General features: G+C 65.9%; 17 protein-coding genes and 2 pseudogenes. 7 read left to right on the forward strand and 12 right to left on the reverse strand.

The genetic code is table 11. The annotated features are described in order from the left end of the window. Positions 1 to 47: 47 nt before the first annotated feature. From ACYVNQ_RS32670 to ACYVNQ_RS32715, 10 genes and pseudogenes are all read right to left on the reverse strand, one after another. Positions 48 to 833: a fimbrial biogenesis chaperone gene (locus ACYVNQ_RS32670; RefSeq protein ID WP_460911168.1), complete on the reverse strand. Its 786-nt coding sequence runs from the start codon at positions 831 to 833 to the stop codon at positions 48 to 50. Positions 834 to 967: 134 nt separating this feature from the next. Then, positions 968 to 1,471 carry a Csu type fimbrial protein gene (locus ACYVNQ_RS32675; protein WP_460911170.1) on the reverse strand — a complete coding sequence of 168 codons (504 nt, stop codon included), beginning with the start codon at positions 1,469 to 1,471 and terminating at the stop codon, positions 968 to 970. Between the two features lie 297 nt (positions 1,472 to 1,768). After that, a complete protein-coding gene (gene pelG / locus ACYVNQ_RS32680) occupies positions 1,769 to 3,139 on the reverse strand; it encodes an exopolysaccharide Pel transporter PelG (RefSeq protein WP_460908892.1) in 1,371 nt (456 codons plus the stop codon). A 10-nt stretch (positions 3,140 to 3,149) separates the two neighbouring features. Next, positions 3,150 to 4,769, reverse strand: coding sequence for a GT4 family glycosyltransferase PelF (pelF, locus tag ACYVNQ_RS32685; RefSeq protein ID WP_460908894.1), 1,620 nt, complete (start codon positions 4,767 to 4,769; stop codon positions 3,150 to 3,152). Between the two features lie 235 nt (positions 4,770 to 5,004). Beyond that, a pseudogene (locus ACYVNQ_RS32690) lies at positions 5,005 to 5,994 on the reverse strand (tetratricopeptide repeat protein); the annotation flags it as partial. 331 nt (positions 5,995 to 6,325) lie between these two features. Then, complete coding sequence (locus tag ACYVNQ_RS32695; RefSeq protein WP_460908896.1) at positions 6,326 to 7,771, reverse strand: PelD GGDEF domain-containing protein; 1,446 nt, start codon at positions 7,769 to 7,771, stop codon at positions 6,326 to 6,328. Further along, positions 7,768 to 8,043, reverse strand: coding sequence for a hypothetical protein (locus tag ACYVNQ_RS32700; protein ID WP_460908898.1), 276 nt, complete (start codon positions 8,041 to 8,043; stop codon positions 7,768 to 7,770). Before ACYVNQ_RS32700 ends, ACYVNQ_RS32695 begins: the two co-directional genes overlap by 4 nt. 6 nt (positions 8,044 to 8,049) lie before the next feature. After that, positions 8,050 to 8,610, reverse strand: a complete 561-nt coding sequence (locus ACYVNQ_RS32705) for a penicillin-binding protein activator LpoB (RefSeq protein WP_460908900.1) — start codon at positions 8,608 to 8,610, stop codon at positions 8,050 to 8,052. Between the two features lie 164 nt (positions 8,611 to 8,774). Next, positions 8,775 to 13,088 carry a tetratricopeptide repeat protein gene (locus tag ACYVNQ_RS32710; RefSeq protein ID WP_460908902.1) on the reverse strand — a complete coding sequence of 1,438 codons (4,314 nt, stop codon included), beginning with the start codon at positions 13,086 to 13,088 and terminating at the stop codon, positions 8,775 to 8,777. Continuing rightward, entirely contained in the window at positions 13,063 to 15,963 is a 2,901-nt protein-coding gene (locus ACYVNQ_RS32715; protein ID WP_460908904.1) for a bifunctional glycoside hydrolase 114/ polysaccharide deacetylase family protein, read from the reverse strand. The genes ACYVNQ_RS32710 and ACYVNQ_RS32715 overlap by 26 nt, the downstream gene beginning before the upstream one ends. A 589-nt stretch (positions 15,964 to 16,552) precedes the next feature. On the opposite strand from ACYVNQ_RS32715, the pseudogene ACYVNQ_RS32720 reads away from it, so the two are divergent. From ACYVNQ_RS32720 to ACYVNQ_RS32730, 3 genes and pseudogenes are all read left to right on the forward strand, one after another. Next, positions 16,553 to 16,972, forward strand: a pseudogene (locus tag ACYVNQ_RS32720) (CBS domain-containing protein); the annotation flags it as partial. A 332-nt stretch (positions 16,973 to 17,304) separates the two neighbouring features. Beyond that, positions 17,305 to 17,817: a PRC-barrel domain-containing protein gene (locus ACYVNQ_RS32725; protein WP_460908906.1), complete on the forward strand. Its 513-nt coding sequence runs from the start codon at positions 17,305 to 17,307 to the stop codon at positions 17,815 to 17,817. A gap of 188 nt (positions 17,818 to 18,005) precedes the next feature. Beyond that, positions 18,006 to 18,560, forward strand: a complete 555-nt coding sequence (locus ACYVNQ_RS32730; protein ID WP_460908908.1) for a DUF4142 domain-containing protein — start codon at positions 18,006 to 18,008, stop codon at positions 18,558 to 18,560. 514 nt (positions 18,561 to 19,074) lie between these two features. On the opposite strand, the gene ACYVNQ_RS32735 is transcribed toward ACYVNQ_RS32730, so the two are convergent. Then, on the reverse strand, positions 19,075 to 19,284 hold the full coding sequence (locus tag ACYVNQ_RS32735) for a hypothetical protein (protein WP_460908910.1): 210 nt from the start codon (positions 19,282 to 19,284) through the stop codon (positions 19,075 to 19,077). Positions 19,285 to 19,414: 130 nt separating this feature from the next. On the opposite strand from ACYVNQ_RS32735, the gene ACYVNQ_RS32740 reads away from it, so the two are divergent. The 4 genes from ACYVNQ_RS32740 (at position 19,415) to ACYVNQ_RS32755 (ending at position 22,412) form a co-directional block, all read left to right on the forward strand. Then, a complete protein-coding gene (locus tag ACYVNQ_RS32740; RefSeq protein ID WP_460908912.1) occupies positions 19,415 to 19,846 on the forward strand; it encodes a PRC-barrel domain-containing protein in 432 nt (143 codons plus the stop codon). A gap of 215 nt (positions 19,847 to 20,061) precedes the next feature. Beyond that, on the forward strand, positions 20,062 to 21,438 hold the full coding sequence (locus tag ACYVNQ_RS32745; RefSeq protein ID WP_460908914.1) for an MFS transporter: 1,377 nt from the start codon (positions 20,062 to 20,064) through the stop codon (positions 21,436 to 21,438). A 188-nt stretch (positions 21,439 to 21,626) separates the two neighbouring features. Next, on the forward strand, positions 21,627 to 22,085 hold the full coding sequence (locus ACYVNQ_RS32750; RefSeq protein WP_460908916.1) for a hypothetical protein: 459 nt from the start codon (positions 21,627 to 21,629) through the stop codon (positions 22,083 to 22,085). Between the two features lie 147 nt (positions 22,086 to 22,232). Next, complete coding sequence (locus ACYVNQ_RS32755; RefSeq protein WP_460908918.1) at positions 22,233 to 22,412, forward strand: hypothetical protein; 180 nt, start codon at positions 22,233 to 22,235, stop codon at positions 22,410 to 22,412. A 147-nt stretch (positions 22,413 to 22,559) separates the two neighbouring features. On the opposite strand, the gene ACYVNQ_RS32760 is transcribed toward ACYVNQ_RS32755, so the two are convergent. Beyond that, positions 22,560 to 23,477: MFS transporter (locus ACYVNQ_RS32760; RefSeq protein WP_460908920.1), on the reverse strand; the 918-nt coding region annotated here is incomplete at its 5' end.

A 23,477-nucleotide genomic window follows, 5' to 3' on the forward strand; every position in this document is an offset into this window, starting at 1 on the left:
TGGTCATGCTTGTACTCCTCCGTTCCGCGCACCGGGCGGCGGCCGCGCTAGCCTCCCTGATCGATGGTGACGAGCGCCTCTGCGGGCAGCGCATTCACCGACGCGCGAACCTTCACCGCGCCGCTCAGATCCGCATCGCCGGGCAGCGGAATCTGCCACTGCCGGCCGCGACCTGCGAGCGCGTAGCCGAGCAAGCCCTTGTTGAGCTCGTACACCTTGCCGGTCGAGGTGACGAGCTGCACCGCGGCGATCTGCGCGCGCTTCGCGCCCGCATTGTCGACCCGCAACAGCCAGTCGTTGCCGCTCTTCGCGATCCGCCACGTGAGCCGCGGTGCAGCCACCGCGCCGGCCGGTTCGACGAACACCGGCACCGAGTAGCGCAGCCGGATCGTCACGCCGTTGGCAGCGGGCTGGTCGGGCGGCGGCAATTCGTCGATCAGCAGCCGGTAGCACTGCTCGCCGGCCGTGCGCGGCGCGGTGCGCACCAGCCGCACCAGTTGCTCGGCGTGTCCGGCGACCTGGATCAGCGGCGGGCTGGCGACCACGTCCTGGGTCGGCGTCAGTGCGTCGTCGCCCTGCTGCTGGTCCCAGCGGAACACGCGCACCTGGCCGTACAGCGGCGTATCGCCCGGATTGGCGAGCGTGATGCCGACCGCGTTGACGTCCGGTGCGATCTCGACAGTGACCGGCGAGATCTGCAGCGTCGCTGCGGCGGCGCGGTCGGCAAGGCAACATGCGGCGGCGAATAGCACAAGCAGCGCAAGCAGCGCAAGCAAACGGGCCAGCGATCTGCGAAGCCAAGCAAAACGAACCGCACGAACGGCACCGCGCATCGCTTCACGCGTCTCGTCACGCGCCTCATCGTGCGTCTCGTCGCGCACCGCACAGCCAACCGCCGGCGCCGGCCATACGGCCGTCAGCCGCGCGGCCCGGCGAGCGGCGCGCTGCATCGTCATGCGCCGCACGGTCAGAAGAAGACCGTTGCGGTCACCGTGGTCTGATACGTGTCCGGACGCGGCGTCGCTTGCGCAGGCACCTGGCCGAACACGGTCAGCGATTGCGCGGAGCCGGAGCCGGTGCCCGCCACCGTATTGGTGCTTTGCGTATTGCCCCAGATCACCGTGCGGCCCGCGTCCTGATACAGCTGGAAGCCGACCGTGGTGGTGGTGTTGCCGGTCGCGGTGCCGGCCATCAGACGGCTGGTCACCGACGAACCCGTGACCGTGCCCGCATCGAGGCCGACGTTGTACGGCGTGGTATTCGTGCAGGTTACCGCGACGGTGGTCTGCTGGTTGATCGCCGTACCGAGCACGCCATTGGTGCCGAAGTTCAGCGGGTTGGCAGTAATCGAACAGTTCGCCTGCAACGTCAGCGTGACGGTGAAGGTGGCGGTTGCCGTGCCGTTCGAATACACCGCGGCTTCCGCCAACGGCTGTAGCGGACCGATGACCAGCGCCGCAGCCGCTAGCATCACCACGACGCGTGATGGCTTCTTCATTTGCTCTCCCTCAGGTTCGGGCGCATGCAGTGCGCACCCATGCGCTTATGCCGCGCCGAATTTGTTAGTCGTCACTTTTTTTAGCCACTTTATATGGGGCGCTAAATCGTTACTAGATGCTTTGATTAATTTTCTTCACAATATGCAGGCCGGATATGCAATGCAAATAATGCGTGGCAATATCAGGACACTGCCTGCCGGAGATCGGGAAAATACGTAGCCAATAACAGGCATTGCATATTTCACGCGGCCCTCCCGCTTTCGGCGTGCTCACTGCAACATGAACGTTTCGTACTCGAGCGTATTTAATTTACGGTCGAGTAAATAAAGGCTCGCGAGCACCACGATAAGCAGCGCGCACGCGAAGCCATAGCCGTACCACGCCGGATTCAGCGCCAGCGTGATCGACGTGAATACCACGTTGAACACGACGAACGCGCCGACCAGACCGGTCACGATGTGCCGCTTGTCCAGATAGAAGAACACGTTGATCACGCCCATAAACACCACCTGCATGCTGGCCGCGATCACGTCGATATACAGCAGCGGCAGATACAGCGTCGAGATGCGCAGCCATTGCAGCAACGCGGCGCCGGCGGCAAACAGCATCAGTGCCGCGATGGTCTGCACCTTGATGATTTCCCACAGGCCGATGCGCAGCGACGCGACCATCGCGTTGCGCATCCGTTCGATATGCTGCAACGACGCGCCTTCGCGCACCGCCTTGTAGAACGAGTCGTAGTATTCGACGAAGTCGGTTTCGATGCGCAGCAGGAACACGGCCATGCCCGGAATGATCGCGAGGTAGGCGAGAAACACCGGGATGTCGTAGATGATCGACGCGCGCAGCGGCCCGATCACCAGCTGGCCGGTGCCGGGTGCATACCAGAACATGAACTTGTCGATCCAGATGCCCAGGTTGTACAGCAAACCGGTGAGCATCAGCGTCGGATAGCGGTAGCGCTTTTCGAACACCTCGAACGAGATGAAGTGATCGCTGCGGTAGTCGCGATAGATCAGCACCAGCAGGCCGGCGAGCAGCACCGTCTGGCCGAGCACGAAACCGCCCATCAGGCCGTTCAGGCCGAAGCGGTTCAGCGTCAGCGCGGCGCCGGTGGTCAGCGCATAGCCGATCAGGAACACCACGATGATCGCGCGGTACTGCTTCATGCCCGACAGAAAGATCGTCGCGATCCAGATGTTCGCGACAATCACGAAGCCGGCCAGCATCAGCAGCCGGTAGCCGGCGGTTTGCGCGGGAAAGAGCCGCCACACTGCAAGGCCGCCGAGCACGGTGGCGGCCGCCGTCATCACCAGCGCGACCGCGTGGAAATTCGGCAGGATCAGGTCGTCGCGTTTTTCGAACAGCCGGTCCGACGTGAAGCGCGTGTACGCGAGCTGCAACGGCCCGGTCAGCACCAGCGACAGTGCGATCAGATACGTGACCGACACCTGGAACTGCACGATCAGCGACGACGGCACCACGAACGGCAGGCTCAGCATGCCGATCATCAGGATCCCGACGATCGACAGGATCCACGGCCCGGAGCTGATCAGCCCCGCGTACGTGTAAGCCTGCATCAGACCCAGCAGCGTATCGCGGCGCAGCATCTTGCGAAGTTCGAATCCGATTCCGGCCACGCGAGACTCCTTATCCGGTTTGCAGGTCGTGCATCTTTGTGATCACGTCGGGCGCGCTGCCGGCCTCGAGCGCGGGCAGCGCGATCAGTTTTTCGTACAGCGTGCGGTACGAACCGATCATCTGGTCCTGCGCGTAATAGCGCTCGACGCGCGCGATGCCGGCCTGTTGCGCCGCGTGCCAGTGCGCATCGTCGAGCAGATCGAGCGCGGCCTCGGCCAGCGCGCGCGGGTCGGCGATCTGCACCACGCGGCCGGCCGCGCCGAGCGCCTCGTCGTCGCCGGGCAGGCCGTAGATCAGCTGGCGGCACGAGCCGACGTCGGTGGTCACCGAAGGCACGCCCGCCGCATAGCCTTCGAGCACCACCAGCGGCAGCGCCTCGGAGATCGAACTCAGCACCAGCACGCCGCATTTCGGCAGCAGTTCGTCGATTTTCTGAAAGCCGAGGAATTTCACCTTGTCCTGCAAGCCAAGGCTTTCGACCAGTGCGCGGCATTCGGCTGCGTACGAGGGGTCTTCGTCTTCCGGGCCGGCGATCCACGCTTCGGCCCCGGGCATTCTGCGCACTACTGTCAACATTGCGCGTACGAAGGTCTTGATGTCCTTGATCGGCACCACGCGGCCGATCAGACACAGTGTTTTCGGCACGCCGGGTGCGCGCTTGTCGCGCAGCGGCGCGAGGCGCGCGAGGTTCACGCCGTTCGGAATGCTCGCGGTCTTGTCGGCCGGCGCGCCGTCGCCGATCTGGCGCTGCCGGTTGCCTTCGTACAGCGCGATGATGTCGTGCGCGGCGTCGTAGCAGACCCGTCCGAGCGTTTCGAAAAAACGCACCCACAGGTCGCGGAAATAACCGATCTGCGCGACGTCGCGCTCGAAGATGGTGCGGTTGTCGCGAATCCACTGGCTCTGGAACAGGTCGATCTTGCGTTCCTTCGTGTAGATGCCGTGCTCCGACACCAGCAGCGGGCGCTGTTGCCGATAGCGCGCAAGCGCGCCAAGATAGCCGGCGTAGCCGGTCGATACCGTGTGGAAGGTGCCGGCGCGCGGCAGTCCTTCGGCGATCTGCGCGAGTTGCCACAGCGGCTTGTGCATCACGCGCACGGTCCAGAAGTAGTCGACGAACGATGGGTCCGTGCAGAACTGACGATACTGGTCGGTCAGGTACGACCACGCTTCTTTCGAGTACAGGAATGCGTCCTCGCCGAGTGCGCCGCCCGGGCGCAGGTCGTCGAGCATGTCGCGCAGCATCCGCGCGGCGGTGTCGCGCATCGCCGGAATGCGCAGATGCTCGTGCAGTTCGCGCACGCGTACGAACGCGGATGCGTCGCCGCGTTGTCGCGCGACCGCGGGTGGCGGTGCGAAGTCGTACAGGTAGTGCACTTCCAGGTGCACGACGTTGTCCGGCAGCGCGTATGGCATCTTCGGGTAGTCCTGCGCGCGGCTGCCGAGAAAACACAGCGCGAACGTGTACTGCGGAAACGCGCGGATGATCTGGTTGACCCAGCTCGATACGCCGCCGCTCACGTAGGGGAAGGTGCCTTCGAGCAGCAGGCAGATGTCGGCCGATGCGGCGCGCGGATGCGCGGGCGCGGCGGGTGCGCTGGTGGCAGGTGCGGAGGTCGGCTGGGTCATGGCAGCGGTGCGTGGGTGGGCATCGTCAGGTTGAGCGGGCGCTGGGTGTCGATGTGGACGTGGGCCGCTGGGTGGCGCCTGGGGTGGCGACGCTCGAAGCAGCCGCGCCTGATGCTGCGGCGCCTGACGTACCGCTCACTGACCTACCAGGGCCCGACGCAGCGGGGTTCGCCCCAGCAGCTGCACCTGATCCAGCGGCGCTCGCTGCTGAACCGCGCGTATCCGCGCCCGTTTGCCAGTACGCGAGCACCGGCTGCAGCGTCGGCAGCGCGCTGCGTGCATCGATCTGCGCAAGCAGTTGCCGCACGTGCGCGAAATCGCGGCGCACGTAAGCGGTCTCCGCCAGATACGGCAACATCCGCTCACGTGGGAAGCCGCGGTCGATCGCACGTTCCAGCAGCGTTTGTGCGGCATCGCAATCCTGCGCGTCGAGCGCGAGGCGCCCGCGCAGCCGCCATAGCGCGGCATCGTCCGGGTCGGCTTCGAGTGCGGCGCGCGCATACGCATCGGCCTGCTCGGCCGCATTGCGGTACACGTCGCCGGTTACGAGGTTTTCGTAGATCAGCTCGCCATACAGTTCGGCCAGCGTCTTGTTGGCGAGCCGCCATGCATCGCCGGTCGCCGGTGGCTGGCTCTTGCCGTCGAGCCTCGCGCGTTCGGCGAGAATGCGCTGCGTCAGTTGTTTCTCACGGCTGTCGAGAATGCCGTACGCGAGCAGCCGGATGTCGTCGAGCGGATCGGCCAGCATGCTTTGCAATAACGGCGATACGGTGCGCACCGGCATCGATTGCATCGCCAGCAGCGCGGTCATCCGAAACGACGTCGAGGCCTCGGCGTTCTGCAGTTCCGCTTTCAGGCGCGCGCCGCGGCCGTATGAGACGGTGCCCATCAGGTTCGCGACGAACTCCGGCTCGTAGATCAGGTCGATCGGCCGGTTGCGCTCGGTGCGCGGCAGCGCCGCCGCCAGAGCGAACGCGCCGAGCGTGCACAGCAGGCCGCCGAACGGCACCGCGAAACTGAACAGCCATAGATAGGCCAGCGGGGATCGGCGCGGGCGCCGATAGCGCGGCGGCAATAGCCGCACGCTGCCCGCTGCGATGCATAGCGCGCCGGCTGCCTGTAACGCGAGGCAGCTGAGCAGCAGCGCCGTGTTGGTGTGCGCGGCGAGCGCATCGGGTGCCGGCGGCACGAGACCGGCAAGCTGCTCCGCGGATGGGTCGGACAGGCTGCGCGCGGCGTCGGCGGCGGCCGCAATCTGCAGCACGACGCCGACCACGAGGGCGAGCGCGGCGAGTGCTGCGCCGCCGGCGCTGCCGCGGGCATGGCGAGTGTCGTTGTCGTTGGCTCTGCGATCGCCGCCGCTGCGATTTTTGCTGCCGTTGCCGCCGCCGTTGCCGTTGCCGCGATTTTCGCCGTTGCCATTGCGGCCGCGATCGCCGTCGCTGCGATTTTCGCTGCGATTTTCGCTGCGATTGCCGCTGCGATTGCCGCTGCGATTGCCGCTCGCGCTGCCTGCGCCATGCGCTTCGGCGCGCGCGTCGTTGCCGGAAGCCGGGTCAGAGATGGACATCGCAACGCTCCAGCAGATCGCGCAGCGTCTCGACCGCCGCGCCCTCCTGCAGATGGGCCGGCACCTTCGCCGTATGCACGGCGACGCGCGCCGCTTCGAAATCGACACCGTACTGCGCGCGCATATTGCTCTCGACGCGCAACAGGTAACCATCCACTGCGCCGTCGCCCGACAACGGCATCAGCGTCAGCATCGCCTGCTGGCGTTCGTCGCGGATCGCCCACTGCGCGTCGAGCGCGCGGCGGGTTCGCAACACGTGCTGGAACCACGTCTGGCTATTTGCATCGTTGTTGAACACCAGCGCGACCAGCGACGACTTGACCCGCGACGCACCCGCCAGATGCACGAGGCGCGCATAGTCGAGCGCGAACTCGTAAGGGCACGAAGGAAACGCGTGCAGCACGTCGCGCGTGACGTCCGCGTGGCGCACGCCGTCCGCATAGAAATGGCACAGCACCAGCAGGAACTGCAGGTTGTCGTTATTGAGCGCAAGGAACGGCATGCTCTTGACGACCAGCACGCCGATCATCTGCTGCTGCGCGTCGACCAGCGGCACGCAGGCCACATACGCGGATTGCGCCGCCTGCTGCTGCGCGGCCGAGCCGATATGCGCGAGCGTGCGCGCTTCGAGCGCTTCAAGCAGCAACGGGTCGGTATGGTCGAGTTCGAACGGCGTACCGACCGACGCGGCTGGTTCGGCGAGCGGCTTGCCGTCGCGCCACGCATAGACGCGCGCGCTGTCGAACTGGCATGCCTGCGCGGCCGTATCGAGAAACGGCTGCGCGCCGCGCAACGCAATCTCGCCCTGCTGCTGGGCGAGCGGATCCTGGGTCAGCGCCAGCGCGCGCAGCCGCACCAGCGAATCGCGCAACGTCGCGGGCCGGCTCATCAGGTCCTGTTCGAGGCGCTCGTGCGACAGGCGCAGCATGAACTGGTTGCGTGTCAGGATCGACAGGCGTTCGGCCAGGTAGTCGTTGGCGATGCGCGCTTCGCGCAGCCGCGTGATCCAGATATCGCCGAACTGGCCGCACAGCAGCGTCAGCACGAAGCCGCCGAAAAAAAACCCGACCGGCAGCAGATGCGCGCCGTCGCGCATCGGATACAGCCAATACCACGCGGCCAGCAGCACCAGCCCCGATACGCCGCCGACGATACTGCCGTAGCGCAGCGCGATCAGCACCGGGACCAGCCAGATCCAGCCGAAGCCGCTGTCGATCAACAGCGGATCGTGCGGCGCGAACGCGGCGCACAGTGCGACCGCGGCGACGCTGGCGACCAGCGTTTCGAGGACTGCCCACGCGCGGCGCCGCGTGAGCCCGCCGGGCGGCGCCGTGATGCGGGCCCAGCGCGAACCTGCGCCGACGCCCTGCTGCTGGCGGCGCTTCTGCCGATGCGGCCTTGCTTTCGCGTGATCGGGTGCGCTTGTGTTCATCGTGATCGCCTGAGAGATCGGTTCGGCTGGATGCGGTTGATGCGCGGGTCGATGCGGTGGCCTGGCCTCGCGTGTTCGACGTGTTCGACGTGCTCGACGTGTTCGACGTGTTCGACGTGTTCGACGTGTTCGACGTGTTCGACGTGTTCGACGTGTTCGACGTGTTCGACGTGTTCGACGTGTTCGACGTGTTCGACGTGCTCGACGTGCTCGACGTGCCCGCACCGCACGCTGCGGCGCGCCGAACGCGGCCTCGCTTCAGCGCGCGTCATCGCCGCCTAGCGCGTGAGCGGCGCGAGCAGTTGGCGCTCGAGCTTCTGCGCAACGCCCGACACCGCGTCGCGGCTCCAGCCCGTGCGGCTGCCGGCCGCGCTCCACACCTGCTTGCCGCTTTGCACGTCGACCACCGCAAAGCTCAGGCCGACCGCCGGCTCGCCGTCCACGCCGACCTTGTAGCGCCATTCGTTCACCGCGCCGGTCAGTGCGTAGCGCGCGTTCTGCTGGCGCGCCCACGCGAGTGCGGCTTGCTGCTGATCGGGTTTAGCGGGGTCGAACAGCGTCTCGTCGTCGGCGGAAGCCGGATAGCGCGCGAGATTCGCGTAGCCATACGACGTCATCAGGCTCTGTGCAATCGACCCGGCGCGCTGCCCGGCCTGCGGCGTCTCGGTGTTGTTCGCCAGCGGCAACAGCACCCAGGTGTCGTTCTTCGAAAACGCCGGCGCCTGGCTTTGATCGACCACCGCGCAGCCCGACAGCGTCGCAGCCGCGCACAGCAGTGCGGCTGCAACAGCGCGGGTCGTTATACCAGTGGCCATGCCGGTCGCAGTGTGTGTCGTCATGCGGCTGGTCGTGTCGTTGGCCATAGAGTCGGCCGCGCATGGCATCCGATGATCGTGCGGGACTTGGGTTCGGTCCATTTGATTCTCCCGTTCAAGCAGTTCGAGTGCTGGGTTCAGTTTTTTCGGGTTTGCTTTTGAGTTCGCTTTTGAGTTTGCTGTTGCGCTCAGTAAAGCCATCGGTAGCGCACGCCAACCTCCTTCACCGACGTCGAGCGGGTCGACGACACGCCGAGATACGACGCATACACCACCGCCTGGTCGTTGCCGAACACGCTGCCGGCTGCGCCCAGCACCACTTCGCCGGACCAGCCGGCGCGCGAATCGCGCAACGGGCCGGCGGTGAACATCGGACGCCAGCCTTTGCTGTACGTCTCCGGCAGGTCGTCGCCGAACGAGAACAGCAGGCCGCCTTGCGTGAAGGTCTGCGGCATGAACGAAGCAGCGGTAAACGGCGTGCCGGCCGGCAGCAGCTGACGCAACGCTTCGCCCGGCGTGCCGGTCGCGTTGTACTGCCCGTGCGACAGCACGACGCGCACCGTGTAGTCCGGGTAATCGACCTTGAACTTGTAGCCGGCATTGAACTCGACCAGATGCCCGTCGCCGAGCGTCGAACGGTCCTGGCCATGGAAGCGCGCATATTCGTAGCGGCCGCCGGCGAACCAGTGCGGATCGAACCGGTAGGTGAAGCCGGCTGACGCGAGGTCTTTGGTGCCGCCTACCTGCAGTTGCGTGGTTTCGCTCGCCGGCTGGTTGTAGCCGAACGCGTAGGTCAGCGTCAGCGATGGCGTCCACTGGTAATCGCCTTCGAGACGCGCAGTCGTGAAATCCTCGAGTGCGTCGCGCCGCCCCACCGACAGCCGTTCGTCGTCGTACTGGCCGCGATGCTGGTATAGCCCTTCGAACAGCCGGTCGTGCTTCGGCACGTTCGGCAGCGAACCGGCATCTGCCCACTGGTCGCGTTCGCGATAACGGAACTGCAGCCCCTGCGACGGCGTCAGCCGCACGCCGCCGCTGACGGTTTCCTCGGTGAAGCGCAGTGGCCCCTGGTCGACGTAGCGCAGCGCGGCCGCAATCGTTTGCTCGCTGCGCAATAGTTGCTCGCGCAACTGGCTTTGCATCACCTCGTCGTCGGGCAGGCGCGTCAGCGAATCGAATGCGTCGCTTTGTGCCGCGGCGTAGCGGCCGGTGAGTGCTTCCGCGTCGACCTTGTTCTGGCGCGGCACCTGGTCGGGCAGATCGTCGAGCAGACGTTCGAGCGTGTTCACATCGCCATCGTTGATCGCGAGCTGCGCTTCTGCGTACACCGGACGCGTGCTGCTGTCTGTGTACAGCTTCGCGAGCCATGCGCGCTCGAGATCGCTCTCTTCTTCGTTTTGCGCCCATGAGACCGCCGCTTCGCGGGCGATCGCCGAGTACACCACTTGTTGCTTACGCAACGATTGCTGGGTCGCTGCGGGCAGCTTGCGGAATTCGCTCAGGTCGCCGAGTTCGGAACGGGCTTCGGGTGCGGATGCTGCTGCGGCGGCGTTAGCATCGCGTCGTGCTACGCGCGTGCCGCTGTCGTTCGTGCCATTCGCGTCTGTGCCACTGCTGTCCGCACTGCTGGCGTTGGCACCGCTGGCGTTCGCGCCGCTGGCGTTCGCACCGCTGCCGTTCGCACCGCTGCCGTTCGCGCCGCTGCTGTCTGTGCCGCTGCTGTCTGTGCCGCTGCCATTCGCGCCATTCGCCTGCCTGCGGTCCGCGCGCAACATTTCGATCAGCACCGCGCGCGATACGTCGCCACCCGCGAAGCTCTGCGTCAACGCAACCATGCGGCCGCGCAGATCGTCCGCTTCGGCCGGCGGCAGCGGCGCTGCGCGCGGGTCGCGGCGTTGCCGCGCAAGTTCGAGCCACACCTGGCGGCGCAGCGTCCATGCATCGTCGCTGCGGCCGTTCAGGTCGAGCGCGTCGGCCCAGGCGAGCCGCCACAGCGGGTCGCGACGCGATGCAGCCGCCTGCAGATGCAGATAATGCAACGCGTGGCGGCCATCGCCCAGGCGCATATAGGCCGCGCCATAGGGTGCCCACAGCGCGGGCGTACCGGCCGCACTGCTGGCAAAACGGCGCAGCGTGCGGCGCAGTTCCGCGCTGCTGCCGCTATCGACCAGATTCCATACGTAGGCGGCCTGCGCGTCCGGATAGTCCGGTGCGAGCGCCACCGCGCGCCGGATGTCGGCGCTCGCGCCCGCGATATCGCCCCTCTGGCGCCGGTAGTCGGCGCGCACCAGCAGAAACGGCGCGGATTGCTCGGCCGTCGCGCGCTGCTGCGGTGTGAGCGATCCCAGCAGTGCATCGATGCGCCCCCACGCATGCGCGCGCATATCGTTCGACAGCGCCTGTTGCAGCATGCGCACCTGGCCGCGTTCGCGATACGCGAGCTCGGCCAGCCGCCCGGCATCGATCGGCGAATCGTTGAAAAAGCCGATCATCACGTCGTAGTCGTCCGCGTTGGCTGAACCGCTTTCGATCAGGCCGCGATAGCCCGCGCGAGCGGCCGGCGGCTGCTGGTCGAGCGAGCCGAGCAGCGCGTAGAAACGCCAGAAGTCGGCATCGCGCCGGCCCGGCGCACGCTCGCCCTGCTGCATCGCGGCGAGCGCGCCGCGGAACTGCGTGCGCGCATACAGCATCGTCGCGATCTTCAGGCTGTAGCCGGCGTTGGGGCCGTATTCGCGTTGCAGCTGCTGCCAGGTGCGCAGCGCGAGGTCGTCGTCGCCTTTGCGCTCGGCGAGCGCCGCGTAGCGTTCCAGCAGCGGACGGCGCAACGCGCCCTGTTCGCGGGCGGCGAGAAAGCGCAGGCCGGCGTCCGGGTCGGCGCGGCGCTCGTAGGCCGCGACTACGCCGTCGATCAGCTTCAGGTTGCCGCGGTCGCGGTCCGCCTGGTAGATCAGTACCGCGAGCAGTGCGGCGTCGTCGTTCAGGCCTGGTGCAAGGCGCGCGACCTGCTGCCACGACGCGTCGTCGCCGCGCGATTGCGCGAGCGCCAGCCAGTTGCGCAGTGCAACGTCGGGCTGATGGTTCCATTCGGCCACTTGCGCGAGACGGCCGCGCCAGAGGTCCGAGTCCGGCGCCTTGTCGAGCGCGCGCTGCGCGACGCGTTGCGCTTCGGCGACGTTGCCGTTGGCGAGGAACACGCGGTAGGCGAGGTCTTCGTCGGCGGTGTTGGGGGGCACCGGGGCGTCGGGGGCGGAGGCGGCTTTTGGTGTGGCTGCCTGCGGGGCCGGCGTCGGGTTGGGCGTCGGGTTGGGCGTCGGGTTGGGCGTGGCTGCCAGCATGATCGGCGCAGGCATCGCGCGTCGCGTCGTTGTTGCTATCGCCGGCGTAGCCATGGTCGTTGCCTGCGCAACCCCTGCATGATGCGTGGCCGGTTCGGCTCGCGGCACGCGCGCGTCGCTCCCGTCGTCGCTTGCCGAAACGCGCATCACGCGCACGCCGAAACGTTGCGGCCGCAACGGATACGCCGCGCGTTCGACACGGAACGCAGCCCTTTCGATATGCCCGGAACCTTCGTCGGGTTCATCACGCGTCGTCCGCACCGCATCTTCATGCACGGCAACTTCGCTAACGCCACGTTCACGTTCGCGTTGCGACAGCTGCAGCAGACGCTGCGCATAACGCTGCGCAATATCCGGCCGGCCCGCGGCCATCGCCAGATTCGCCAGATAGCGCAGCGTCGGCGCATCGTTCGCGAGCTCGCCGAGATTGCGCTCGGCCGCCGCGAGCGCCTGCGGCAGCAAATTGCCCGCCTGCAACGCGCGTAGCGCCGACAGGAACAGCGTGCGCCGCTCGTCACGCGTGGCGGCCTGCGCCTGCGCGGCAAACCATGCGTCGGCGGCGGCCTGGTAGTGGCCGTTGCCCAGCTCCACCTCGGCGCTCGCAATACGCCATTGCTGCGCGTCATCGGGATCGCGCGCGATCAACTGCGCATAGAAGCGGCTCGCCAGCGCGCCGTCGTTCAGGCCGCGTGCCTCGCGCGCGAGCGCCTTCAGCTGTTCCAGGTCCCACGGGTAGCCCGCGGCGTCGTTCAGCAGCGCATCGAGTTGCGCAATGCGCGCCGCGCGCGCCGGGTCCGACGGCTGCAGCGCGTAGAGGCGCTGCTGCGCGATCGACAGCCGGATCGCCAGCGCCGCTTGCGCCGCGCCCGGCTCGCGAGAACGGCCAAGCCGCTCGAGAATCCGTTCGGCGTCGCTGATGCGCTGCCCCTTCAGATACTCGCGCGTGAGCTCGGACAGCACGTCCGAATTGTCCGGGTCGACGCGCAGCCATGCTTCCAGATACGCGATCGTCAGCCCGTCGACGTTGCTGCCGTCCAGCAGACGCGCCTCCAGCCTCCCGCGCGGAAAGGCGAGCGCCAGCATCAGCGCGACAAACGCACCGAGCAGCACGAGGACAGCCGGCGAAAACAGCCGCTGCCGTTCAGGAGGCGCAGGAGACGTCGACATGTAATCCGTACGGATAGCCCGACAGCGTGCGCCGGCTGACGCGGCATGCGCCTGCGTCGGCCAGCCGGAACTGCGGCGCGACCAGCGCGCGCAGGTCGAAAGAGAATCCGTTCGCGTCGCGCGCGAAATGTTCGAGGCGGCCGTTCGCATCGGCGAGATGCGGCACGTGTGGCGCGCGTGCCGCGTCGATCACCGTGAAGCGCGCGGCGCTGCCGGTCAGATGCACATAGGTACCGCCCGGCCCCGCGAGATAACCGGCTACGCCCTGTGCGTTCGACAGGTCCGGCGCCTTGCCCGTCGGCAAGCGCACGGTGCGCAGATCGCCGCCGTTGCGCACTACCCAGAACGCGCCGTCGCGCGCGATGCTGGTGTCTTCCCAGTCGAGCACGCTCTGCGCATAGTCGGACGTGAACACCGGCGTCACCGATTGCTTCAGTACCGCATCGAGCACCTGCTGCAACGCGTGCACACCGGCGTATTTGGTGCCGGTGAACATGTGGTAATAGACGTCGATCGGCTTGAAGCGGATCGGCTTGTCGGTCATATCGAGTGTTTCGAGCAGCCGCGAAAAGCCGTAGTACGGCCCGTGCCACAGATCGGTGTAAAGCTCTTCGTTCTGGTTCGGCGCGAACACCTGGTAGTAGCCGTCCTTGCGCACGCCGAGCGGTGCGATCGCGGTCCAGCTCGGATAGGACTTCGTGATCACCGTGTCGCCGCCGTTCATGTTCAGCACGCCGGCCTGGTATGCCGCTTTCAGCACCGGCGCCGGCACCTGGCAGTCGCCGCTCCACAGCACCATCTTCACCGGCTTGGTTGTGGGCGCAACGTGTGTGTCGAGGTAACGGATCGAGCCGCCCACTTCGCGGTCGATCGAAAAGCGGTAACCCGGTATGTCGATCGATAGCCCCGAAGTGTTCGCCGCGCCGCCGCCTTCGGTGGTCACGTCTTTCGAATCCGGATCGCCGAGACCCGTGATGCGCATCCACTGCAGCGGATGCGTGTATGTGTGCGTCGCGACTTCGACGTTCGGCAGCGCGAAGATCTGCCGGCCTATCTCGCGCAGCCGCGGCGCGATCTTGCGGTACGGGCCGTCGTCGGTGACCTCGCCTTCGATCAGCGACACCGTGGTCGGCATGCCGGTGTCGCGCAGCACGCGGTACAGCACGTCGCCGGAGAACTCCGGCTGCGCATCGGTGTTCGGCTGCGCGCTGTCGCGGAACTCGGCGCGCGACGCGAAGCCGTCGCCGTCGATATGCGACATCGCGAGGCGCCGGCCGTTTTCGGTGGTCGTGTCGGGCACGGGCATGTCGGATGGCAGGCGTAACGCGGCGCGCAGGAACGCGATCGGCTGCAGCACCCAGCGCGCCTGGTTGACTGCGCCGAGATCGAACACGCCGAACGGCCGCATCGCGTAGCCGCCCCATGGCGTCAGCGCGGCGCCGTCGATCTCGAAGCTGCCCGCGCGCAGCCTCAACAGCGAGCGGCTGCCAGGACCCGCGCGCACCGGCGTGTAGTCGTGCGGATCGGGCTGCGGCTTCATCTCGAAGCCCATCAGCTTCGCGTCGTACGACTCGACCGCGAGCCGCCCTGCCGGCGCGCCGTCCACGGTTTGCAGAGCGAGCTTGTGCGCGAGCTGCGCATCGATCTGTATGCCGAACGATGTGAACACCGCGAGCGGGATGCCCGCGTCGACCTGCGCTTCGAGCCACCGGCGGTATTCGTTCTGACGCGGCACTTCGTTGTTCAGCCACAGCACGATGCCGGCATAGCGCTTCGACAGATCGCCTTGCGGCAGCGGATCGCGCACGTCCTGGTAGTCGATCGTGTAGCCCAGATAGTTGAGCGGCATCGCCAGATAGCGTAGCCCCGCCGAGGTGTTGAGCGACGTGCGCGGCGGTGGATCCTGTACCAGCAGGATGCGTCGTTTGACGGGTTGCGCGAGGCCTACGCCCATCGTCTGCAGGCCGCCGTCGGTGACGTACGGCACGATGCCGAGCGCGCGGATCTTGTCGATCGAATCGCGCGCGCATTGCTGGTCGGCAGGCGCGCAGTAGTCGATCGAGATCGCCGGCAGGTGGTATTGGTCGCGGATCGTGCGCGCCTGCGCCAGCAGCCAGTCGCGGTCGGCCGCCGGTACTTCGGTGTAGCGCTGCTGCGCCTGGTCCCAGCCGTGGAACAGCGATTCGAACGCGACTGCGTACACGAGGTCGTGCACCTGCGGCAGGATCTCGAAGCCGCGGTTGAAGATCAGTTTCGCGTCCGGATAGCGCGCCTTGATCGCGCGGATCACCGCGACGAGGCCGGCTTCCTGCTGCTTGCGCGCTTCGTCTGCGTTGTTGGCTGTTCCGGCCACGAGGTGATACGAATCGAGCGTGTCGAGAAAGAAGCCGCGGTAACCGCGCGCCCATAGCGGCGCGATCACATGGTCGACGAAGAACGCCGGCCAGCCCGGCTGGCTCTGATCGACCACGCGCGATGCCCATGCCTCGTTGTGACCGGCGAGCCACGCCTTCGGCAACGCTGCGTAGTACGGCCGCGACGGCAGCACTTCGCCGACGCTGGTATAGGCGAACCATGTGGTGTGCGGCAACCGGTGTGCGCGCGGGTCGAAACCGCTGTCCGGTTCGACCACCGCGGCGTCGTACGCAGACAGCATCTCGACTGGCGGGTCTGCGCCGTAGTAGAGCGCGAAGCTCGGTTGATCGGATACGTTCGATGCGCTTGCAGCACTTGCGGCGGCCAGTGGCGCTTGCGTCGATGCGTTTTGCGGCGCGTCGGATGTGGCCGCCCTCGCTGCACCCGATGCAATGAGCACAAGCGCGGCAATTGCCACGCTTGCGATGCGCGCGATCTTCCCGGCCAGAGAGGACGCCATCCGAAAGCCGACATCCGGCGCGAGCCGGACACAGTTGAACTGGCACCCATCCTAATGAAGATCGGATGAAACGGCTAGTCCGTCTCGAAACAATAAAAAATAGAGAAAATTCGACTTCCTATGCGTTTTGATTGCGCATTTATTACTTATGCATCGCGAGTCAGTTTTTACTCGATCTGGATCGATCCGGATATGGCGTGATCGCACACCTCTATAGTTCGGCATCCGAATGACGATCAGGCCTGATGCTCTGTACGCGGGATGGATATGACGCGGTGTACCACCCTGACTTGTGAAGTCCCGCGCATTCGCCAGGCATAACGCTTGCGCGATCGTTGACGGGCGTCCACCGCACGTCGTGTCACGACGTCTGCGTGGTTGAGCAGGCAGGTGCGTGTCGCGTGCTGACAACGGCGCGCGTCGCACGGCATGCCCACACCATGCGTGCGATGGTCTGGCGGCGTGTGCGTTTTCTCCGTGGACCTCACGGCAGTGCACGCACCGTTCCCACATGCTGCGCGCTGTGAAGGAACAGCCATTGCTCGAACTTTGTCGGCCTTGCGAAATTTCAACTTACAAGGAGGACTGCATGAATCGCATCCACGAAATCATGTCTCGCGACGTCGTCACCGTCGCGCCATCCGATACGATCGGCCGCGCCGCGCAGCTGATGGAGCGTTACGACGTCGGCTCGCTGCCGGTGTGCGACGGCCGCAGGCTGATCGGCATGCTCACCGATCGCGACATTACCGTGCGTGCGCTGGCGGTCGGCATGATGCCCGATACGCCGGTGCGCGAAGTCGCGAGTCACGGCGCCGAGTGGTGCTTCGACGATGACGATGTCGACGCGATCCAGCGCCAGATGTCGATCGCGCAATTGCACAGGATGCCGGTGATCGATCGTCAGCGCCGGCTGGTCGGCATGTTGTCGCTCGGCGATATCGCGACGCGGGGCGACAGCGTGTCGCGCGATGAACTGGCTAATACGCTTGAAGGGGTCTCGCAGCCGGCGGCACAGCATGCGGCGGAGTCTGCCGTGCGGCATGCTTCGAAGGGCGCTTCAGCTTCACAGGGCGCTTCGAAGTCCGCTTCGCAGTCCGCTTCGAAGCCCGCTTCAAAGCCCGCTTCAAAGCCCGCTTCGCAGTCCACCTCACAGCGCACTACGCTGCCGCGCAACGCGCCCGCCGAACCCGACGCGCGCGCCGCGCAGCCTGCGAGCCCTTCCATTGCGCAACGCCCTTCTTCCAAGCCACGTCTTCATTGAAGCGAAGGAGATCGATCCATGGCACGACATTCGTCATCGACTCAATCGCAGCCGCATAACGACCACGGAGGTCCATCATGACCACGCTTGACCAGACAACCACCCGCACCCGCACGCAAGGCGCGCGGATCGTCGGCAAGGGCGCGGCGACCGCGCAGGGCCCAGGCCCTGACGTGATGGCCGCCGCCACGCTCGACGGCAACAAGGTGCTCAGCACCGACGGCCACGAGATCGGCAAGGTGAAGGACATCATGCTCGACATACGCACGGGCCAGGTTGCGTATGCAGTGCTGTCGAGCGGCGGTTTTCTCGGCGTCGGCGACCGGCTTTACGCGGTCCCATGGAATGCGCTGACGCTCGATACCGATCGCAAATGCTTCGTGCTTGGCGTGTCATCGCAGCATCTGAAGGACGCGCCGGGATTCGATAAAGACCATTGGCCCGTGATGGCCGATGCAGGATGGGCAGCGTCGATCCACGATTACTACGGCAGCGAGCCGTACTGGGGTGGTCAACGCGCGGTGCTGCACGATCCGCTCGGCGAAATGGGCGATGCGCTCGAGGGCGGTCGTGGGGAATTGCGGCGCTGATCTGCGAGGCTGATGTCCGGCGCTGATGCGCGTCGTGAAGCCAGAGCGGCCGCGGGCGGCGCTCTGGCTTTTTCATGCGCGCCACGACCTCGCTCATCTGTCGTGCGAGCGGTACAGCACTTGCTGACCCGACATCGAGACGGCGCATCGCTGCGCCATCCGCTCAACCCCAACACGATGGAGGATTCATGAAGCTTCGCTACTCCGCTGCGCTGGTCGCGGCACTGTGCACCGCCCCGCTCGCGCCCATTGCTTCGCTAGCGTTCGCGCAAGGCTCGTCGGCACCGGCCGGCGGCGCGCCCTTGTCCGACACCGACCAGAAATTCGTACAAACTGCAGCGACCGCAGGCACGACCGAAATCGATGCAGCGAAGCTCGCGCTGCATCAATCGAGCGACAAGGACGTAAAGATGTTCGCGAGCCACATGATCGCGGACCACACGAAGCTTGCCGCGCAACTGAAAATGGCCGTGCCGCGCGGCACCGACCTGCCGAAAGGTCCGGACAGCGCCGCCCTCGACAGCCTGAAGCCGCTCAAGGGTGCCGACTTCGATTCCGCGTACATCAGCAAGCTCGGGGTGCAGGGCCACAAGGAAGCGATTGCCGCATTCCAGGACGAAGCTGACAACGGTCAGGATGCCAGCCTGAAGAAGACCGCGAAAAACGCACTGCCGACCATCGAGCATCACTATGCGATGGCGCAGCAGCTCGCGAAGAAAAAAGGCATTGCTGTCAGCGAGTAACGCGCGCAGCGCGATCGCCTGCGTGCCGGGCCATGCATACCGCTCGAGGCTCGAGCGGTATGCCGCGCGATCGACCTGCGCGTCCGGCCGCCTTTGCGACACAACGCACTTCGCAGTGGTTTCCAGCGGAGCTTCACGCAGGTGCTTGCCCGGACCATCACTGCAAGATCGCGGCTGAGCGTGTACGGTAGCGGATTGCATGAATCGGGGCGCGAGTCGGCGCAACGGCTGGAAGTGGATATACGTGTGCCGTTACGGGGCGTTCCTGCGTGCGGTGATCGTGCTTTCGAGAGAGCCGAGCGGCACGGCGTAGCGCCGCGCTCGCGGGCGCAGGGTGTGCCATTGCGGCGCGCGTAGATCGTTGCGGCTGAAGCGGAAGAAAGCTACCAGGCGAAGCCGCGAGAAGCTGAGAAAAGTCGCGAGAAGCTGAGAGAAGCCGCGACAGCCGCAGCGGCAGGCGGCGCATCTGGATTCTCACAGCGTGTTGCCGCCTGGGTTGCCGCCTGGTTGCCGCTTAATCGCCGGGAAACTGCTCGCAGGGCGTGGTGGTGGGCGCCACGCAAACGGCCGAGTAGTCGGCGACCCAGTTCATGCTTTTAGTCGCCTTGACCGCGTTTTGCAGATCGGGGCTGTTCTCGTACGCGATGAACGACGAACACAGGGCAGCGGACAGGCAGACCAGTGAAAATGCAATCTTTTCAATAACTTGATACCGGTGCGGCATGATCTTTCTCGAAGTTGGAACGGCGTATCGGCGCATTTTATCTCATATAAGGGTTTTTACCTAGGGGTTTGCGCGTAGATTGGTACGCGAACTGCTTTCCGCCCATTCGGGCTTATCAAAAGGAGTGAATATGAAAGTGTTTCATCGGGCGGTTCTGGCCGCCGCCGTGCTTGCCGCGACGGCTGGTAGCGCTTACGCGCAGGTTGCCGGCACCCAGCCGCTCGGCGTGACGGTCGCGCAGTCGCAGGCATTGCTGCAGGGCTGGAGCGCGAAGAAGGCGATTCTCGGCAAGCCGGTTTACAACGACTCGAACGAAAAGATCGGCTCGATTTTCGACCTCGTGATCGCCCCGGACGCTTCGCTGTCGGCCGCGATCATCTCGACCGGCGGCTTTCTCGGTGTGAAAACGCATAACGTCGCCGTGCCGATCGGCGCGTTCGAGATCCGCGACGGCAATTTCTATCTGGCCGGCGCCACCAAAGATGCGCTGAAAGCCACGCCGGCGTTCGAGTACAGCAAGGTCGACAAGCCGGCCAAGCCGCAGAAGGTACAGGCTCAGTAATACGCGCCTGACCTGCCGGCGGGCTTCGATTGCTCCGCCGGCTAGCGACGGGCGCCCGCCGCATGCACTAGAATTTCGGCTTTTGCCGCTGGGTCGGCAGCAGCCTGCTCTTGCGTTGCGCGCCGCGCCATGGCCCAATGCGGTCCAGCGCGGCCTGCCTGCAGTGCCGCCCCCGGTGCCGCCCCCGGTGCCCTGCCCGTCGCACAACAGAGATAATGAACGACCAGCCAGCCGAACGTTCGGCGCACAGCAACGTCAACAGCAATCCCCCTTTAACCGCCGCACACGCGGTCAGCGCGGCGGCTGCGGCCAGCACGGCTGACGACCGGCCCGATCGCGCAGAGCCGGCCAACCTGGCCATAAGCGACGGCCCGATCAGCGGCGCGTTCCAGCGTTTCTGGTGCACGCGCGTGCTGTCGTCGCTGTCGTTTCAGATGCTCGCCGTTGCGATCGGCTGGCATATCTACGCACTCACGCATAGCGCATTTGCACTCGGCCTCGTCGGTCTCGCGCAGTTCCTGCCGATGTTCGTGCTGACGCTCGTCGTCGGCCACGTTGCCGATCGCTACGACCGGCGCCGCATCGCGGCGGTGTGCCAGACCATCGAATGCGCGGCGGCCGGGTTATTCGCGCTCGGTACGTACGGCGGCTGGCTCGATGCGCCGATCATCTATGCGCTGGCCGCCTGTGTCGGCGCGGCGCGCGCGTTCGAATCGCCCGCCATGTCGTCGTTGCTGCCCGGCGTCGTGTCGCGTGCGCAGTTGCCGCGCGCGACCGCGTGGTCGACCTCCGCGAACCAGGCCGCGCAGATCGCCGGCCCGGCCCTCGGCGGCCTGCTGTACGGCGTCGGCGCCGCACCTGCGTACCTCGCATGCACCATCACGTTTGCGGCCTCCGCGCTGCTGGTGTGGAGTATTCCGTTGGTCGCGAAGCCTGCGTCGCGCGCCCCCGTGACGCTCGAATCGGTGTTCTCCGGTATCCGTTTTATCTTCCGCGAACCGGTGATTCTCGGCGCGCTGTCGCTCGATCTGTTCGCTGTGCTGTTTGGCGGCGCTACCGCGCTGTTGCCGGTGTTCGCACGCGACTTCCTGAACACCGGCCCGCTCGGCCTTGGGCTGTTGCGCTCGGCGTCGGCAGTGGGCGCGCTGGCCGGCACGATCTGGCTCGCGCATTTCCCGCTGAAAAGCCGCCCTGGCTTCGCGATGTTCTGTGGCGTCGTGGTGTTCGGCGTCGCTACCGCGGTGTTCGGGCTGTCGCATCAGTACATCGTGTCGCTGCTTGCGCTGATGGTGCTCGGCGCATCCGATGTGATCAGCGTGGTCGTGCGGCTGTCGCTCGTGCAGTTGCGCACGCCCGACGAGATGCTCGGCCGCGTCAGCGCGGTCAATTCGCTGTTTATCGGCACGTCGAATCAGCTGGGCGAATTCGAATCGGGCGTCACGGCCGGCTGGTGGGGCGCGCGGCCCGCCGTGCTGGCGGGGGGAATTGCGACGATCGCGGTCGCGCTGATCTGGATGCGACTCTTTCCGGATTTGAAGCGTACGCGCTCGCTCGAGCGCGAAGAAGAGCCAGTTGCGGGGAGTCAGGCGTAGCGCGGGGGGCTGGCGGCGGTAGGTGTGCTGTGCGTGTGATGCGTGTGATGCGTGTGATGCGTGTGATGCGTAGTTGCAGCAGCACATGCGCTTGCCAACGAGCGGGCAAGTTTGTTGCTGAAGACTGCTGCACTCACTGCGCAGCCGCGCTCCAGCACAGCCGCGCAGCAGACCCGACGGAGGCGCTCATGAAACACAGTCGCTTTTTCAGCTTTACCCATTTTGCGGCGGCATCGCTGGCGTCGATTGCCACCCTCGCGTTGCCGGCCGGCGCCGCCCACGCCGACGATGCGCCCAGCCCCTGCGCGGCACTCAAACGCATCGTCGCGGCGGCACCCAGCGGTTTCACCCAGCTCGCACCCGAAGACGGCCGCGGCGTCGCGCAACCGTACGGCGACGACGCCAGCTGCAGCGCGACGCGCGCCAGCTACCAGTGCACATGGACGCCGCATGGTGACGCCGGTTCGAGCGCCACAGCATTGCAGGCGGTCGCCGCCGACATCGCCGCTTGCCTGCCCGATGCCACCCACGACGTCAATTCGCCGCCGCGCCAGCACTTCTACCTGGGCGAACGCGCGCAACGCACGCAAATCACGGCGACCACTGCCGGCGCGAACAAGCTGAAGCTGGTGGTGTCGGGAAAATAGCGCGGATTCGCACGCGCGTGCCTGCTACGTCGCGGCATGCCCCCGCTTGTTACTGCATGCGGTACCCGGACACGATTCGCTTCGCACCGCATCGGGCGCGCTGTTTGCTCGCTGTAAAGCATTCAGACCATCAGGGAGCAATGCAAAATGAGCGAATCGACTGGATCGACGAAGCAGTCCGACGCGGACCTCGAACATCCGCAGCAGCCCGCGCACAGCGACAACGAGAAAAGCAAAATGCCCGAGCGGCACGATGAAGGCCGCAAGCAATCGCCCGCGGACAAGCCAGGAAAGAAATCGGGCGAAGGTGAGACGCCGGTAGGTTGAACCACGGCGTAGCGACGTACGCGTGGTTTGCACGACGTGTTGCTCAGAAAAACGGCGGCCCGGGGTATCCCATGGCCGCCGTTCTCGCGTTGCTGCGTCGCGACCCAGGCGCGCGCAATCAAGCTTCGCTGCGCGTCGCCCTCGCCATCACGGCACGTCGCGCAAATACCCTACCTTCGAAGGATCGCGCATACGGAACGACACGATGCCCGCAATCGCGCACAGCACCGTTACATACCAGTAGAACATCGATTCGTTGCCTGCCTGCTTGAGCCACAGCGCGACATACTCGGCCGAGCCGCCGAAGATCGCATTGGCCACCGCATACGACAAGCCGACGCCCAGCGCGCGCACTTCCGGCGGGAACATCTCGGCCTTGATCAGCCCGCTGATCGACGTGTAAAAACTGACGATCGCCAGCGCGATCACGACCAGCACGAACGCGGCGACCGGACTCGTCACGTCCTTCAGCGCATGCAGCAGCGGCACCGTGCCGATCGTCGCGAACAGGCCGAACAGGATCATCGACTGGCGCCGGCCGATGCGATCGGACAGTGCGCCGAACAGCGGCTGCATCAGCATATAAACCAGCAGCGCAACGGTCATCACGCTGCTCGCGGTTTTCGCATTCATGTGCGCGGTGTTCACCAGATACTTCTGCATATACGTCGTGAACGTATAGAAGATCAGCGAGCCGCCGGCGGTGAAACCCACCACCGTCATGAACGCCTTCTTGTGTTTCCACATGCCGGCCAGCGTGCCTGCATCGCTGCGCTGGCGGGTCGCGGCACTCGACGTTTCGTCGAGCGACTTGCGCAGATACAGCGCGACCAGCGCGGCGACGGCGCCGACCACGAACGGAATACGCCAGCCCCATGCCTTCAGCTCGTCGTTGCTGAGCGTCTGCTGCAGGATCACCAGCACCAGCAGCGCGCACAACTGGCCGCCGATCAACGTCACGTACTGGAACGAAGCGAAAAAGCCGCGACGCCCCTGCAGCGCGACTTCACTCATGTAGGTGGCGCTGGTGCCATACTCGCCGCCTACCGAAAGCCCCTGGAACAG

The organism is Paraburkholderia jirisanensis (assembly GCF_054782355.1).

Excerpts from the sequence above, each read along its gene's own strand:
- ACYVNQ_RS32670 (WP_460911168.1), bottom strand. The coding sequence starts at position 833 with ATGCGCGGTGCCGTTCGTGCGGTTCGTTTTGCTTGGCTTCGCAGATCG.
- ACYVNQ_RS32675 (WP_460911170.1), bottom strand. The coding sequence starts at position 1,471 with ATGCTAGCGGCTGCGGCGCTGGTCATCGGTCCGCTACAGCCGTTGGCG.
- pelF (WP_460908894.1), bottom strand. The coding sequence starts at position 4,769 with ATGACCCAGCCGACCTCCGCACCTGCCACCAGCGCACCCGCCGCGCCC.
- ACYVNQ_RS32695 (WP_460908896.1), bottom strand. The coding sequence starts at position 7,771 with ATGAACACAAGCGCACCCGATCACGCGAAAGCAAGGCCGCATCGGCAG.
- ACYVNQ_RS32700 (WP_460908898.1), bottom strand. The coding sequence starts at position 8,043 with ATGACGCGCGCTGAAGCGAGGCCGCGTTCGGCGCGCCGCAGCGTGCGG.
- ACYVNQ_RS32705 (WP_460908900.1), bottom strand. The coding sequence starts at position 8,610 with ATGACGACACACACTGCGACCGGCATGGCCACTGGTATAACGACCCGC.
- ACYVNQ_RS32710 (WP_460908902.1), bottom strand. The coding sequence starts at position 13,088 with ATGTCGACGTCTCCTGCGCCTCCTGAACGGCAGCGGCTGTTTTCGCCG.
- ACYVNQ_RS32715 (WP_460908904.1), bottom strand. The coding sequence starts at position 15,963 with ATGGCGTCCTCTCTGGCCGGGAAGATCGCGCGCATCGCAAGCGTGGCA.
- ACYVNQ_RS32725 (WP_460908906.1), top strand. The coding sequence starts at position 17,305 with ATGACCACGCTTGACCAGACAACCACCCGCACCCGCACGCAAGGCGCG.
- ACYVNQ_RS32730 (WP_460908908.1), top strand. The coding sequence starts at position 18,006 with ATGAAGCTTCGCTACTCCGCTGCGCTGGTCGCGGCACTGTGCACCGCC.
- ACYVNQ_RS32735 (WP_460908910.1), bottom strand. The coding sequence starts at position 19,284 with ATGCCGCACCGGTATCAAGTTATTGAAAAGATTGCATTTTCACTGGTC.
- ACYVNQ_RS32740 (WP_460908912.1), top strand. The coding sequence starts at position 19,415 with ATGAAAGTGTTTCATCGGGCGGTTCTGGCCGCCGCCGTGCTTGCCGCG.
- ACYVNQ_RS32745 (WP_460908914.1), top strand. The coding sequence starts at position 20,062 with ATGAACGACCAGCCAGCCGAACGTTCGGCGCACAGCAACGTCAACAGC.
- ACYVNQ_RS32750 (WP_460908916.1), top strand. The coding sequence starts at position 21,627 with ATGAAACACAGTCGCTTTTTCAGCTTTACCCATTTTGCGGCGGCATCG.
- ACYVNQ_RS32755 (WP_460908918.1), top strand. The coding sequence starts at position 22,233 with ATGAGCGAATCGACTGGATCGACGAAGCAGTCCGACGCGGACCTCGAA.